The organism is Corynebacterium marambiense, assembly GCF_016342275.1.
Lineage (GTDB): Bacteria > Actinomycetota > Actinomycetes > Mycobacteriales > Mycobacteriaceae > Corynebacterium > Corynebacterium marambiense.
Genome location: NZ_JAEIOT010000008.1, coordinates 78,081 through 90,798, shown reverse-complemented (window position 1 = coordinate 90,798; position 12,718 = coordinate 78,081). Strand labels below are relative to the sequence as shown.

16 protein-coding genes are annotated in these 12,718 nt (G+C 65.7%); 9 read left to right on the top strand and 7 right to left on the bottom strand.

Going from position 1 to position 12,718, the window contains the following annotated elements; all coding sequences use genetic code 11:
• Nucleotides 1-21 precede the first annotated feature (21 nt).
• Genes JDV76_RS08975 through purD form a run of 3 tightly spaced genes read right to left on the bottom strand, consistent with a single transcriptional unit; the run spans nt 22 to nt 3,376 of the window.
• Nucleotides 22-684, bottom strand: a complete 663-nt coding sequence (locus JDV76_RS08975) for a potassium channel family protein (protein ID WP_198736557.1) — start codon at nt 682-684, stop codon at nt 22-24.
• Nucleotides 677-2,059, bottom strand: a complete 1,383-nt coding sequence (locus JDV76_RS08970; protein ID WP_248141067.1) for a TrkH family potassium uptake protein — start codon at nt 2,057-2,059, stop codon at nt 677-679. Before JDV76_RS08970 ends, JDV76_RS08975 begins: the two co-directional genes overlap by 8 nt.
• A 36-nt stretch (nt 2,060-2,095) precedes the next feature.
• Nucleotides 2,096-3,376, bottom strand: a complete 1,281-nt coding sequence (purD, locus tag JDV76_RS08965) for a phosphoribosylamine--glycine ligase (RefSeq protein WP_198736556.1) — start codon at nt 3,374-3,376, stop codon at nt 2,096-2,098.
• A 95-nt stretch (nt 3,377-3,471) separates the two neighbouring features.
• On the opposite strand from purD, the gene JDV76_RS08960 reads away from it, so the two are divergent.
• From JDV76_RS08960 to JDV76_RS08950, 3 genes are read left to right on the top strand one after another with little or no spacing between them, the layout of a single operon-like run.
• A complete protein-coding gene (locus tag JDV76_RS08960; RefSeq protein WP_198736555.1) occupies nt 3,472-3,897 on the top strand; it encodes an HIT family protein in 426 nt (141 codons plus the stop codon).
• Nucleotides 3,894-4,706 carry an esterase/lipase family protein gene (locus tag JDV76_RS08955; RefSeq protein WP_232959195.1) on the top strand — a complete coding sequence of 271 codons (813 nt, stop codon included), beginning with the start codon at nt 3,894-3,896 and terminating at the stop codon, nt 4,704-4,706. The genes JDV76_RS08960 and JDV76_RS08955 overlap by 4 nt, the downstream gene beginning before the upstream one ends.
• 10 nt (nt 4,707-4,716) lie before the next feature.
• Nucleotides 4,717-5,442, top strand: coding sequence for an alpha/beta fold hydrolase (locus JDV76_RS08950; RefSeq protein WP_198736554.1), 726 nt, complete (start codon nt 4,717-4,719; stop codon nt 5,440-5,442).
• A 110-nt stretch (nt 5,443-5,552) separates the two neighbouring features.
• Here JDV76_RS08950 and JDV76_RS08945 read toward each other — a convergent pair whose 3' ends face one another.
• The 4 genes from JDV76_RS08945 to JDV76_RS08930 all read right to left on the bottom strand — a co-directional run bounded on the left by JDV76_RS08945 (nt 5,553) and on the right by JDV76_RS08930 (nt 10,370).
• Nucleotides 5,553-6,938, bottom strand: a complete 1,386-nt coding sequence (locus JDV76_RS08945) for a sensor histidine kinase (RefSeq protein ID WP_198736553.1) — start codon at nt 6,936-6,938, stop codon at nt 5,553-5,555.
• The gene (locus JDV76_RS08940; protein ID WP_198736609.1) at nt 6,935-7,636 is read right to left on the bottom strand and encodes a response regulator transcription factor; all 702 of its coding nucleotides are present in this window, start codon (nt 7,634-7,636) and stop codon (nt 6,935-6,937) included. The genes JDV76_RS08945 and JDV76_RS08940 overlap by 4 nt, the downstream gene beginning before the upstream one ends.
• 184 nt (nt 7,637-7,820) lie before the next feature.
• Complete coding sequence (locus tag JDV76_RS08935; protein WP_198736552.1) at nt 7,821-8,579, bottom strand: TipAS antibiotic-recognition domain-containing protein; 759 nt, start codon at nt 8,577-8,579, stop codon at nt 7,821-7,823.
• Between the two features lie 51 nt (nt 8,580-8,630).
• Nucleotides 8,631-10,370 (bottom strand): pyruvate dehydrogenase, encoded by a 1,740-nt coding sequence (locus JDV76_RS08930; protein ID WP_198736551.1) that lies wholly within the window; start codon nt 10,368-10,370, stop codon nt 8,631-8,633.
• Between the two features lie 291 nt (nt 10,371-10,661).
• On the opposite strand from JDV76_RS08930, the gene JDV76_RS08925 reads away from it, so the two are divergent.
• The 6 genes from JDV76_RS08925 to JDV76_RS08900 all read left to right on the top strand — a co-directional run bounded on the left by JDV76_RS08925 (nt 10,662) and on the right by JDV76_RS08900 (nt 12,654).
• Entirely contained in the window at nt 10,662-10,814 is a 153-nt protein-coding gene (locus JDV76_RS08925) for a hypothetical protein (protein WP_198736550.1), read from the top strand.
• A gap of 3 nt (nt 10,815-10,817) precedes the next feature.
• Complete coding sequence (locus tag JDV76_RS08920) at nt 10,818-11,321, top strand: MFS transporter (protein ID WP_198736608.1); 504 nt, start codon at nt 10,818-10,820, stop codon at nt 11,319-11,321.
• 201 nt (nt 11,322-11,522) lie between these two features.
• Nucleotides 11,523-11,870 (top strand): MFS transporter, encoded by a 348-nt coding sequence (locus JDV76_RS08915; protein WP_198736549.1) that lies wholly within the window; start codon nt 11,523-11,525, stop codon nt 11,868-11,870.
• 84 nt (nt 11,871-11,954) lie between these two features.
• Complete coding sequence (locus tag JDV76_RS08910; protein WP_198736548.1) at nt 11,955-12,128, top strand: hypothetical protein; 174 nt, start codon at nt 11,955-11,957, stop codon at nt 12,126-12,128.
• Nucleotides 12,128-12,433: a TetR/AcrR family transcriptional regulator gene (locus JDV76_RS08905; RefSeq protein WP_198736547.1), complete on the top strand. Its 306-nt coding sequence runs from the start codon at nt 12,128-12,130 to the stop codon at nt 12,431-12,433. Before JDV76_RS08910 ends, JDV76_RS08905 begins: the two co-directional genes overlap by 1 nt.
• Nucleotides 12,427-12,654 carry a hypothetical protein gene (locus JDV76_RS08900; protein ID WP_232959191.1) on the top strand — a complete coding sequence of 76 codons (228 nt, stop codon included), beginning with the start codon at nt 12,427-12,429 and terminating at the stop codon, nt 12,652-12,654. Before JDV76_RS08905 ends, JDV76_RS08900 begins: the two co-directional genes overlap by 7 nt.
• Nucleotides 12,655-12,718 lie beyond the last annotated feature (64 nt).

Sequence of the window (12,718 nt, the reverse complement as noted above, 5' to 3'; positions counted from 1 at the left end):
GGAATAACCGGTTCGGGTGGATCAGCCCGCCGCGACGAACGCCTCGATCCGGTGGGGGTCACCAGCGGCGATCACGAGGTCTCCGGACCTGATCGTTTCATCGGCCCCGGCCACGACGAATCCCGCTCCGGGATGCCGGACTGCGACGATGTGGATTCCCCGGGGTACGGCGTTCACCGGTTTACCGAGCATCGACAACGGTGGGGCGAGCTTAACGACGGCGAAATCCCGATCGAATTCGGCGTACTCCTCGACGTTGCCCGTCATGAGGTGGGCGATCCGGCGCCCGGTGTCACGTTCGGGCCGGATGACGTGGTGTACGCCGATCTGGGTGAGGATCTTCGCGTGCGCGTCACTGTCAGCCTTGGCCCACACGTTCGGCACACCAAGCTCGATGACGGCGGAGACCGTGAGCAGAGACGCCGCCATGTCGGAGCCGATTCCGACGACGACACGCTGGCACTCGTGCACTGACAGCTGACGCAGGGCCTCGATGTTGGTGGTGTTCGCTATGGTCGCGTGGGTGAGTATGCCGGCCGCGGCAGAGACCACATCCTCCCGGTCGTCGACCCCAAGGACCTCGACGCCGGAGGCGACGAGCTCCTCCCCCAGGGCCATACCGAAACGCCCGAGCCCGAGGATGACGACGGGGGGCAGCGAACGCCGTTGCAGGAAGCTAACCAATGTGGGGCCTTTCGACTGGGTGCGAGTAGAGGATGCCGTTGCGGTTCCGGGTGGCGAGCGCAGCGACGAGGGTGATCGGGCCGATCCGGCCCGCATACATGAGGGGGACGAGAAGTAGTTGACCCGCCGCGGGCAGGTCCGCGGTGATACCGGTGGACAGGCCGACGGTGGCGAAGGCACTGACCACCTCGAAGACGATACGGTTCGTCTCGATCTCGGGGGCGAGTATGAGCATGCTCCCGATGGATCCGGCCACCGACACCCCTGCGAGGACGATGACGGTGAGCGCCTGCCGGATCGTGCGCTGCGGGATCCGGCGGCTGTAGGCCGAGACGTGCTCCGCGCCGCGGATCTCGGCGACAACGACGGCGACCAAAACCGCGACGGTGGTCACCTTCACACCACCTGCGGTACCACCGGAGCCGCCACCGATGAACATCAGCACATCGGTGAGCAGAAGGCTCGAAGGGTGAAACTCCCCGAGATCGACGGTGTTGAAGCCCGCGGTCCTGGTGGTCACCGACTGGAAGAACGAGTTGAGGAGCTTGTCCCCGAGGCTAAACTCGTCGAAGACCCCGCGCCATTCCAGCGCCGCATAGCCGACCCATCCGGCCATGACGAGGATCGTGGTACCAGTCAGCGTGAACCGCGTGGTCAGCGACATCTGGGGGAGCCTGCTGATGCCCTGGGAACGGCGCCGCACCCGCAGCGCCATCTCCAGCAGCACCGGATACCCGAGACCGCCGATGATGATCGCGCCGGCGATGGGCAGCACGATCCCGCTGTCCCGTGCGTAGGGAACGAGGTTGTCGCTGCGCAGCCCGAAACCCGCGTTGTTGAACGCGGAGACCGCATGAAAGCAACCCTCCCAGACACTCGCCGCCCAGTCGAAACCGTAGGACCGGAAGCGGAGGGTCAGGAGGACTGCGACGATGAACTCGGCGACGACGGTGAAGCTGACGGTGGCCACGAGGAGGGTACGGACGTCACCGAGGTGGATACCCCGGCCCTCCGCGGCTGCGTTGAGCCGCGACTTCACTCCGATGCGCCCGGCGACGACCCAGGAGGTGAACGTCGCCAAGGTCATGATTCCGAGTCCACCGAGCTGGATCAGGACGACGATGACCGCCTGCCCGAAGTGGGACCAGTAGGTGGCGGTGTCGACGACGATCAGTCCCGTCAGACACACCGAAGATGTCGCGGTGAACAGAGCCGTCACGACATCCGCTCCGCCATCTCCAGCCCGTGCGGCGGGCAGCAGGAGAAGAAGGGTTCCAGCGGTTATCAGGACAGCGAAGGCGCCAGCCACGAGCCTGGCCGGGCTGAGGGGACGACGCGGGGAAACCGTACCCCGCCCCAAGGGAGTTCTGCTCACGCCGTAGAACTCTAGACCTCCGTGGCCCGAAGCGTGTCAGATCCGGATGCGACCTTCGACAGCGGGGCCCGCAATGTCCGACCGGTAGTGTCCGCCCTCCATCGTGATACCCCGGAGAATTCCGTATGCTTCTTCCCTCGCTGCGGCGAGATTCGGGCCAGTTCCGACGATGGACAATACCCGCCCACCTGCGGATACAAGGTCGCCGTCCGCATTTCGCGCCGTTCCGGCGTGCAGCACACCGGCGACGTCGGCCCCGGTGATCACATCCCCGGAACGGGGGGATGCTGGGTAACCCTCAGCCGCGAGAACAACAGTCAGGGCGTAGCCGTCCCGCCAGCGGAGCGGCGGCTGTGCGGCGAGCGTACCGTTCGCGACCGACCGCAGGAGTCCGGCGAGCGGGGTCTCGAGCAGCGCGAGGACCGCCTGGGTCTCCGGGTCTCCGAACCTGCAGTTGAACTCGACGACCGCGGGGCCGTCCGCCCCCCACGCGAGTCCCGCGTACAGCAATCCCGAGTAGGGGCAACCCCGGCGCGCCATCTCCTCCGCGACGGGCTTCACGACGTCCCGGACGATCTGTTCCACGGCACCGTCGGGCAGCCACGGCAGTGGCGCGTAGGCACCCATGCCGCCGGTGTTCGGCCCTTCGTCGTTGTCACGCACCCGCTTGTGGTCCTGTGCGGGCAGAAGCGGGACGACGGTGCTCCCGTCGACGAGGCAGAACAGGGATACTTCGGGGCCGTCGAGGAAACTTTCGAGGAGCACCGGGTTTCCGGCCGCGTGCACGGCACGGACATGCGCGAGAGCCTCGTCGCGGTCAGGCGTCACGACGACGCCCTTGCCGCCCGCGAGTCCGTCGTCCTTGACCACCCAGACGGGTCCGAAACGGTCGATGGCTGCGTTGATCTCGTCGTCGGAGACACCGGGGTCCAGCGCCTCGGCGTGTGCGGTGGCGACACCCGCGGCGGCCATCACGTCTTTGGCGAAGGCCTTGGAACCCTCGATCCGGGCTGCTTCCCGACCGGGACCGAACACGTCGATCCCGGCTTCCCGCAACGCGTCGGCGACGCCCGCGACGAGTGGAATCTCCGGCCCGATGACCACGAGGTCGGCATCGATCCGGCGTGCGAGGTCGGTGACCTGCGCCGGATCGTCGACCTTCAACGGGGTACCGTCGAGTTCGGTGTGTCGGGTCGCCAGGGGTTCCATTCCGGTGTTGCCCGGGGCGACGTGAAGTTCTGGTCCGATGGGGTCCTGTGCCAGGCCACGCAGCAGTGCATGCTCGCGGGCGCCGGATCCGATGACGAGGATTCGCATGTCTCTCACCCTACCGCCGCCGGTTTCCGCCGGAGCGCGGAACTGCGCAATCCAGGAGCGGCGCGGGCGGCGCGGGGCCGCTACCCTGGATTGGTATGAGCAGCGTATTCACGAAGATCATCAACGGCGAGATCCCCGGACGATTCATCTGGCGGGACGACAGGGCGGTCGCCTTCCTCACCATCGAGCCCCTCTCCTACGGTCACGTGCTGGTGGTTCCGGTCGAGGAAGTCGACCGGTGGACCGATCTGGACCAGCGGAGCTGGGGCCATCTGAATGAGGTCGCACAGATGGTGGGCGCGGCGATCCCCGAGTGCTTCGACGTCCCCCGGGCCGGCTACATCATCGCCGGATTCGAAGTCCCGCACGCCCACATCCACGTGTTCCCCACGTCGAGCATGGCCGACTACGATTTCAAGCGCGTGATCCCGGCCGACCAGACCGACCCGGAGAAGATGGACGAGGCTGCCGCCAAGCTGCGCGCCGCACTGGGCACCGATGAGACCGGCCGTCCCGCTTGAGGGATCTCTCCGCCCGACTGCCGCGACTGATCCCGGAACTGGACGTATCCGTTCCGGTCGGCGCCCGACTGCGGGTCCGGGGCTGGGTCGAGGACGACTGGCGGGCCCGCCCCACCTCGGAACGGCCCTGGCCGGTCATCCTCATCCACGGCACCACTGTCACCAGCGGCGACTTCGAGGATCTGACGGCACAGCTCCGTGAACTGGGGTGGGCGGTGTTCGTCCCGGACTACGGCAACCGGGCGACGAACCGCATCGAGGATTCGGCGGAGCAGGTCGGCGCCTACATCGAGCAGGTTCTGCACGCGACCGGCGTGGACCAGGTGGTCATCGTCGGCCATTCCCAGGGTGGGGTTCTCGCCCGGTGGTGGATGCGGATGCTGGACGGTGCACGCCACGTCCGGCACCTCGTGTGCCTCGCGAGCCCGAACCACGGCATCCAGGAGGCGGGCCTGCTCAAACCCTTCGTGCACACCGAACTGCAGGCCGAGTTGACCAACCGTGCAACGACGACGGTGTTCGGCCCCGCCGGTCGGCAGCAGTTCACGGGCTCTGCTCTGCTCACGGCACTCAACGCCGACGGCGACACAGATCCCGGGGTCAGCTACACCTGCATCGCCACCCGAACTGATTCCACGGTCGTCCCCGCCGACTCGTGCTTCCTCAATGGTCCCGACGTACGGAACATCTGGTTGCAGGATCTCCACCCGCGGGCGGTCGTGTTGCACACGGAAATGCCGCGGAGCAGAATTGTGCGAACCCTCGTCGCGGAGATCCTCGAATCCCTGCGACCCACCATCTCCAGTTGAAGGGGACACCGTGAATCTCGCCCTGCTCATCCCCCGTCGGGGCATCCTCCCCGATCCGCTTCCCCCGGTGGCCGGGGACATCCCGGTGGTCCTGCTCCACGGAACAGTGAGTTCACCGGGCAATTTCGCACTCATCGCTGCACGACTGAAGGATGAGGGGCGCCGGGTCATCGGTGTGGAGTTCGGGCACCGGGGCACGGACCGACTCGAACTGTGCCTCCTCGACATCGTGACGGCCCTGGAGCGCGAGCTGGAGCCGGGACAGCGGTTCGACATCGTCGGCCATTCACTCGGAGGTCTCATGGGGCTGCGGCTCGCGCATCTCCCCGGGTTCGCGGGCCGGGTGCGGACACTGGTGGGGCTCGGGGCCTGTTTCCGGGGGCAACCGGTTGCATGGAATCCACTGGTCCGGGCGCTCGTCACGGCGGTCACCGGACCGTCGCTCGTCCAGCTCATGTGTGACGCGAAGATCGACGCCCCTATTCCGGAGGGCGTCCGGGTCATCTCGATCATCTCCGACAACGATCGTGTGGTCGACCCCAGTTCCTCGCGGATCGGCGAGGTCCGGTGGGTGGAGGGCACCTCGCACGCCCTCCTGACGAAGCATGCAGAGGAAGTCGCACAAGCACTGTCGGACGGAGCGGACGAACCGCACGAGATTCCCGCACCGGAAGACGCGGAACAGGATCTCTCGGCCACCGGACACGAGACGTCTCCCCGGGTGGAGAAGCGTTAACCGGTCATCCCGGTGGCGTCGTCGCCACGCTCACGGCCCCGCCGGGCGATACCCCGGATACCCCGCCCAACCCCACCCTGCTGTGCCATTGCGAATAAGACAGGATTCTCTCATTCTGCATGGTGCAGTGGGAGCCTCACGGTGAATACGGATCCTTCGCCCGGCGCGCTCCGCACACCGACAACACCGTCATGCGATTCCACCAGAGATTTCACGATGGCCAGCCCCAGCCCGGATCCCCCGGAGGCCCGGGACCTGGAGGCGTCCGCCCGGTAGAAACGGTTGAAAATGTGCCGGGTATCCTCCTCCGTCATTCCACAGCCGTCATCCGCGACCGTCACCACCAGCGTCTTCCCATCTACTCCGAGACCGAGGGTGACCGTAGCGTCGACACCCGCGTGAAGCAGCGCGTTGCCCACCAGATTTCCGATGACACGGTGCAGACGTTGCGGATCCCCGGCGACAACCGCCGCCTCCGGTGCGGTATCCACCACCCGGATCTCCCGGTTCGGATGTGCCGCACGCATCGTGGTCACGACATCGAGACACACCGAACGCATGTCGACGGGACGGGGATCCATCGGTGCTTCCTCCGCCCGGGTGAGCGCCAGGAGGTCTTCGACCAGGACACTCATCCGGCCCGCCTCCTGTTCGATCCTCCCCAGCACCATGTCAACGTCCCGGGTGGCACCCGAACGGTAGAGCTCCGCAAACCCCCGGACACCGGTGAGTGGCGTTCTGAGTTCATGTGACGCGTCACCGACGAAGCGCCGCATCTGTTCCTCTTTCGTTCGGGCGGAGTCGACCGACCGTTGCAGGCGCGTGAGCATGATGTTGAGGGACTCCGCGAGCTGCCCCACCTCAGTCGTTACAGGCCATTCAGGAACCCTGCGGTTCAGATCACCACCGGCGATGGCCACCGCCGTCTTCTCAACCTCGCGGAGCGGATGCAGCGCCCTCCGGACGATCCACCGGGCAATACCCCCGACTGTGGCGAGCACGAGAAGTCCGACGATGAACTGGAAGAACAGCAACGAACGAAGCATCGCCTTCTCGACCACCAGTGAGTAACCGACGACAGTGGTCACTCCGCCGCTCGCCGCCGCCATCACCCGCCAACCGACGTCTTCTCCGGAGCCGGGAACGGACTCCACCGTGACGGGGTACTCACCGGGCACCACTCCGGCGATATCCGGGACTGCGGAGCTTGCATTGAAAGTCAGCGTCGTCCCGTCCGGGTAGATTTTCTCCAGATAGAAGGAGCTCGGCAAACGAGGACCATCTGCTTCTAAGCGTGGGATGTCACTGTCGGCCCAAGTGCGGAGCGCTTCCTCCAACTGGTCGTCGATCTGCGCGTAAGTGTAGTCACGCATCACCCCGCTCACGACGATAGCGGACAGCCCCAAGCCCGTCGCCGTCATGAGGAGCACGATCAGGATGAGGCTGGTCCGCAGTGGTAACCGCACGTTCCAGCCGGTGGCGGCATCCCGGATCATGAGCGTGGGGTGCGCAGAACGTATCCGACGCCGCGGATGGTGTGGATGAGGCGCGGTGCTTCAGTATCGATTTTCCGCCGCAGGTACGAGATGTAGGATTCGACGACGTTCCCGTCACCACCGAAGTCGTAGTGCCACACGTTGTCGAGGATCTTGGCCTTGCTGAGGACCACCTCCGCGTTGAGCATCAGGTAGCGCAGAAGGTTGAATTCCGTCGGGGACAGATCGACGACCCGCCCCGCCTTCGTCACCTCGTGGGTGTCATCGTTGAGGGTGAGGTCCGCGTACCGGAGGGTCGCATCCGAATCCCTGTCGTCAAGGAGTCGTCCCCGCCGCAGGATCACGCGCAGCCGCGTGATCACCTCCTCCAGGGAGAACGGTTTGGTGACGTAGTCGTCTGCCCCGATCGTCAGGCCGTGGATCCGATGTTCGACGGCGTCCTTCGCGGTCAGGTACAGAACCGGGCCGTCGAAGCCCTCTGCACGTAGTTTGCCCAGAAGCTCGAAGCCGTCCATTCCGGGCATCATGACGTCCAGGATGAAGGCGTCCGGTGTGTTCGCCCGGGCGACCCGCAGCGCCTCCTGGCCGGAGCCTGCGGTGAGCACGGTGAATCCCTGGAACTTCAGGCTCACCGCCAGCAGCTCCACAATGCTCGGCTCGTCGTCGACGACGAGGACCGTGACGGGGATATCCCGCATGGATTCCAAACTTCTCACCGCTCCTTCTCCTCCACCTGCTTCTCCGGCGCGTGGCGTGCCTTCCTATCCACTACACACGCAGGCGGTGTGGAATCACCGTGCACGAGCTGTGAGGAACCTGTGAATTCCGCTCCGGTCGCCGCAGCCCACCGATGTCACACGGTCCCCGGGATCTGCGCTCTCCTCACCCCCAGGTGACGGTTTCCGGGTCGACGCCCTCGGCACGAGCCTTCGCCTCGACGAGCTCGACCAGATAGTCGGCCGCGTCCCCGGTGTAGCCGGCATAGCGATCATCCGCCGCATACATCCGGGCGAGAATGATCTGCTTCGCCCGGGAGCACGGGTAGAACGTCGCCACCAGCATCGCGTGACGTTCTACGAGCGCATCCGCTTCGACGCTACCCGGTGCCACTCCTCGGTCGCGGGCGGCGACGAGTGCCCCGGCGAAGGCACCTGTCTCCGCCTTCACCCTGCGGAAATCGTCGGCAGCCATCGCCGTCATCGCGTCCCGGGCGTGCGCCCAGTCCTCGGTGTCGCCCCAGCGCTCCTCCGCTTCGGCCTGGTGGTGCGGAAAATCCTCGCCGAATATCGCCTTCTTGTCCTGCATTGTCACGGTATCCCCTTCCAGGATCGAATCCACTGCCCGGACCATCCGGTGCAGGTGACCTATCCGTTGGACGAGGAGCTCCCGCTGGGTGAGCAGCCGGTCCCGCCTGCTCCCGGGTTCCGTCAGCAGATCGGCGATGTCCCTGAGCGGGACACCGGCCCGCCGGTAGATGAGGATGTCGAGGCCGCGGTCCAGGTCGGCGTCGGTGTACAGGCGGTAGTCGCCGGTCGTCGTGCGCCAGCCCGGGCTGAGCAGCCCGATCTCGTCCCAGTGCCGCAGGGTCCGGGCGGTCACGCCCAGTTCCTCCGCGGCCCGTCCAATCGTGTAGTCGGTCACGGACACCACTCTCAGGGTTGCCGTGGTGTGAAGGTCAAGATCGGCCGCCGATCAGGGGCGCGGGATATTCCGGAGGTTGCTCATCGCGAGGTTGTACATCCGGCCCACGCCACCGTCGAGGACCGTGCGGGCGGCCGCCTTAGAGAAGCCCATGACCTGTTCCAGGGTGATGTCCGGCGGGATGGACAGCGCGTTCGGGTCGGTGACGATGTCGATGAGCACCGGCTCGTCGAGGGCCAGGGCGGCACCGAGTTCCGTGCGCAGTTTCCCCGGATCGGTGATCCGCACCGAGCGGATACCGCAGGCCTCGGCGATCGCCGCGAAATTGACTTCCTCGTGGTCCGTGGCGAATTCGGGGATGCCCTCGACGAGCATTTCCAGCTTCACCATCCCAAGGGAGGAGTTGTTGAACACGATCGTCTTGACGGGGAGCTGGTGCAGCTTCACGGTGAGCAGCTCCCCCATGAGCATCGCCAGGCCACCGTCACCGGACAGGGAGATCACCTGCCGGTCGGGGGCCGCGGCCTGAGCTCCGATGGCGTGTGGGAGGGCGTTGGCCATCGTGCCGTGCCGGAAGGAGCCGAGCATCGTGCGCCTACCGGTGGGGTTGTTGATGTAGCGGGCGGCCCACACGTTGCACATGCCGGTGTCGACGGTGAAGATCGCGTCGTCTGCGGCGAGGTCGTCGATGATGTCGGCGGCGTACTCGGGGTGGATCGGGGTGTGGTGCTCGATGTTGCTGGTGTACGCCTCGACGACGTGCTCGATCTTCTTCGCGTGTTCCTTGAGCATCTTGTCCAGGAAGGAGCGGTCGGTCTTCTCCTCGATGGAGGGGAGGATGTTCTCGATGGTGGCCTTCACGTCGCCGACGACGGGGATCTTCACCTCGGTGCGCCGACCGATGTGGGCGCCGTTGATGTCGACCTGCGCGACATTCCCGCTGGGCAGGAAGTCGTTGTAGGGGAAGTCCGTGCCGAGCAGGATCAGCAGGTCCGCCCGGTCGCAGGCGTCGAAGCAGGCCCCGTAGCCGAGGAGTCCGGACATGCCGACCTCGTAGGGGTTGTCGTGCTGGATGAACATCTTGCCGCCCAGCGCGTGGCCGACCGGAGCCTTGATTTTCTCCGCGAGAGCGAACACCTGCTCCCGGGCATCGGCACACCCGGCACCGCAGAACAGGGTGACGGTCTTCGCATCATTGATCGCCTGAACCAGCTTCGCGGCCTGTTCGGGGTGGGGGAAGACGATCGGGCGGTGCGTGGAGATGACGCTGTTCAGCTCCGGGGTGGGCACCGCGTCCTCGGTGGTGACGTCCCCGGGGACGACGATGACGCTGACCCCATTGCCGGCCATCGTGGACTGGATCGCGTTGTGCAGCACCCGGGCGCCCTGGGACGGGGAGTTGATCAGCTCGCAGTAGCCGGAGCACTCCCCGAAGATCTGCGTCGGGTGGGTCTCCTGGAAGAAGTCGGAACCGATCTGCAGGGACGGGATGTGGCTGGCGATGGCCAGCACCTTCGCCCCGTTGCGGTGCGAATCGTAGAGCCCCTGGATGAGGTGGGTGTTTCCCGGCCCGCAGGAACCTGCGCACACGGCGAGTTCACCGGTGACGAGGGAGTGCGCACCGGCGGCGAAGGCCCCCACCTCCTCATTGCGGACGTGGATCCACTCGATGCTGCTGCGGCGGACCGCATCGACGATCGGGTTGAGACTATCCCCGACGAGACCGAAGATCCGGGTCACTCCCTGCCGCTCAAGGCTGGCGACGATCTGTTCGGCGAAACTCTGTGCCATGTTCTGCTGTGCTCCTTGTGTGCGCACTTTGTTGGAACCTGATTGGTTCCCTGTCTTCATCCATGGTGAACCTCTCCACCAATTCCTGCCATATAGCAGATAAGACGCCCTCTCCCGGAAGTTCCTATCCACAGCCCGCCTCCGTGCGCCCCATGTGTTGAACGGAGGCGCCACAGTCGCGGAGAAACCACAGGAGCTGTTCACCACAATCCGGCCGTCGGGCAATCCCGACCGTTCGGGCAAAGTCGGACCCGCATCGTACCTATACCGCCCGGATGGTATCGGTACGGAATGTCATACCCTTTCCCCACCGCCCGGCGGTGGGCGTTTCCCGCCATCATCAGTTCCGGGCTGCTCCTGATCGGCATCGACAACTCGATCCTGCACACGGCCCTGCCAACCCTCCGTCGGGAACTCGGCACCACCGCCCACCAGGCACTGTGAACCATCAACGCCCATCCGCTCGTCATAGCCGGACTACTCCCCGGCGCAGGCACACTCGGTGATCGTATCGGCCACCGCAGGATTTTCACCACGGGACTGGCGCCGTTCGGCGCAGCCTCACTTATGTCGGCCTTCGCGCCGACGGTGACGATCCTGATCGTCGCCCGCATGGCGCTCGCTGTCGGAGCCGCGATGATGCTGCCCGCGACGCTGGCACTCATCCGGGTGACCTTGACTGACCCCCAGGAACGCAATACGGCGATCGGCGTCTGGAACGCGACGTCCGCACTCGGTACGGTAGACCCACTCGCGGGCGGCCTGCTCCTGGAGTGGTTCTGGTGGAGTTCCGTGTTCCTCGTCAATGTTCCCGTCACTCTCGTCCCACTCGCCCTCATACCATTCGCCGCCCCACCAAACCGGACGAATCCCCACCACCGCTGGGACGCCCCATCCTCTCTGCTAGCTCTGCTCACCCTGTCCGGGCTGATCCTCGCGATCAAGCTTTAGGTACCCAGCCCAGTCCCCTCATCGCCGCCACCAGCGCCCTCACGGCGATCGTCGGCGCACTGCTGTTCCGACGGAGATAACAACGCATACCGGAACCGCTGGTGGATTTCGGGATCTTCCGCCAAAGGCTGTTCACCGGCGGTGTTCTGGCTGCGGGACTCGGAACGTTCCTCCTCGTGGGCACGGAGCTATTGACAGCTATTGACCACGCAACGATTCCAGTTGGTGTCCGGTTTCAGCCCACTTCAGGCAGGAGGACTCGCAGCGACCGTTGCCCTGTCAGCGGTCCCCACGGCACTGGCCGGTGGCGTACTGCTCCGGAGCCTCGGGTTACGGCACCTCATCGTCGGGGGATTCTCCGCGTGCACAACCGGATTCCTGATATTCCTGGCGGGTCATCACCTGGACAGCCCGGTGGTCTACGTCGCGGGGCTGATGGTCGCCGGTGCAGGCACCGGCGCGACGCTCTCGGTCGCAGCGGTCGCGATCCTGGGAAGTGTGGAGCCGTCCCACGCCGGAATGGCATCGGCGATCGAGGAGGTGTGCTAAGAGTTCGGTGCACTAATCCCCATCGCCGTACTCGGCAGCCTGCAGGCTGCCCTCTACGCGGGCCATGCACCCGCCGCCGACGGTGTGGGACAGGCACTCGCCACCGGGTCAGGGTCCGTCATCGACGCCGCGCGGGGCGCGTTCGACCACAGTTTCGGTCTGATCATGGTGGTTGTCGCGGTGCTGAGCGGTACCGTGGGCATGGTCCGGATCTTCTCCGAGCGAACCGCAGATCAGGTGAAGGAGACCCGGCACTAATGCGCCCGAGCAAACGCGACCATGTCCTGAAGTCAGCAATCGCACTCATTGAGGAACACGGGCTCAACGCGGTGTCTCTCGAGTCGGTCACGGACCGGGCCGGTATCAGCAAGGGGGGACTGATGTACCACTTCCCCACACGCCAGGAACTCCTCCTGGGGATCGCGGGCGCACTCGCGGAGGAGTGGGAGCAGCAGCTGCGGAAACTCGCCGGGGGACGGCGGACAGCGTCGACGCAGATACCCGGCTCCGCGCCTATGTACTGTCCATGGCGACGTCGGTCACTCGGGCGGAACTCATGCTGACATTGGAGGCCACACAGAACCCGGAGCTCGGTAGCGCGTGGCAGCCGGTTCTCGCCCGCTGGGCCCCAGATGTGTCCGACACCGCCACCGACGCGAGCCGGTGCCGCTACCTGAAGATGCTCGCGGCAGAGGGTCTGTGGCTGCATGACGCGTTCGACTACCGCACCATGACCGCTGAGCAGCGCACGGCGATGACCGAGGCCATTCTTGATCTCCACTGACTCACCGGGGTACCAGGGCGGCGGACGGCACAAACGGAAAACCCCGTAATGGGAACAAGATGCC

Coding starts and splice junctions, on each gene's coding strand:
- purD (WP_198736556.1), bottom strand. CDS start 3,376: ATGCGAATCCTCGTCATCGGATCCGGCGCCCGCGAGCATGCACTGCTG.
- JDV76_RS08960 (WP_198736555.1), top strand. CDS start 3,472: ATGAGCAGCGTATTCACGAAGATCATCAACGGCGAGATCCCCGGACGA.
- JDV76_RS08945 (WP_198736553.1), bottom strand. CDS start 6,938: ATGATCCGGGATGCCGCCACCGGCTGGAACGTGCGGTTACCACTGCGG.
- JDV76_RS08940 (WP_198736609.1), bottom strand. CDS start 7,636: ATGCGGGATATCCCCGTCACGGTCCTCGTCGTCGACGACGAGCCGAGC.
- JDV76_RS08930 (WP_198736551.1), bottom strand. CDS start 10,370: ATGGCACAGAGTTTCGCCGAACAGATCGTCGCCAGCCTTGAGCGGCAG.
- JDV76_RS08925 (WP_198736550.1), top strand. CDS start 10,662: ATGTCATACCCTTTCCCCACCGCCCGGCGGTGGGCGTTTCCCGCCATC.
- JDV76_RS08905 (WP_198736547.1), top strand. CDS start 12,128: ATGCGCCCGAGCAAACGCGACCATGTCCTGAAGTCAGCAATCGCACTC.
- JDV76_RS08900 (WP_232959191.1), top strand. CDS start 12,427: ATGCTGACATTGGAGGCCACACAGAACCCGGAGCTCGGTAGCGCGTGG.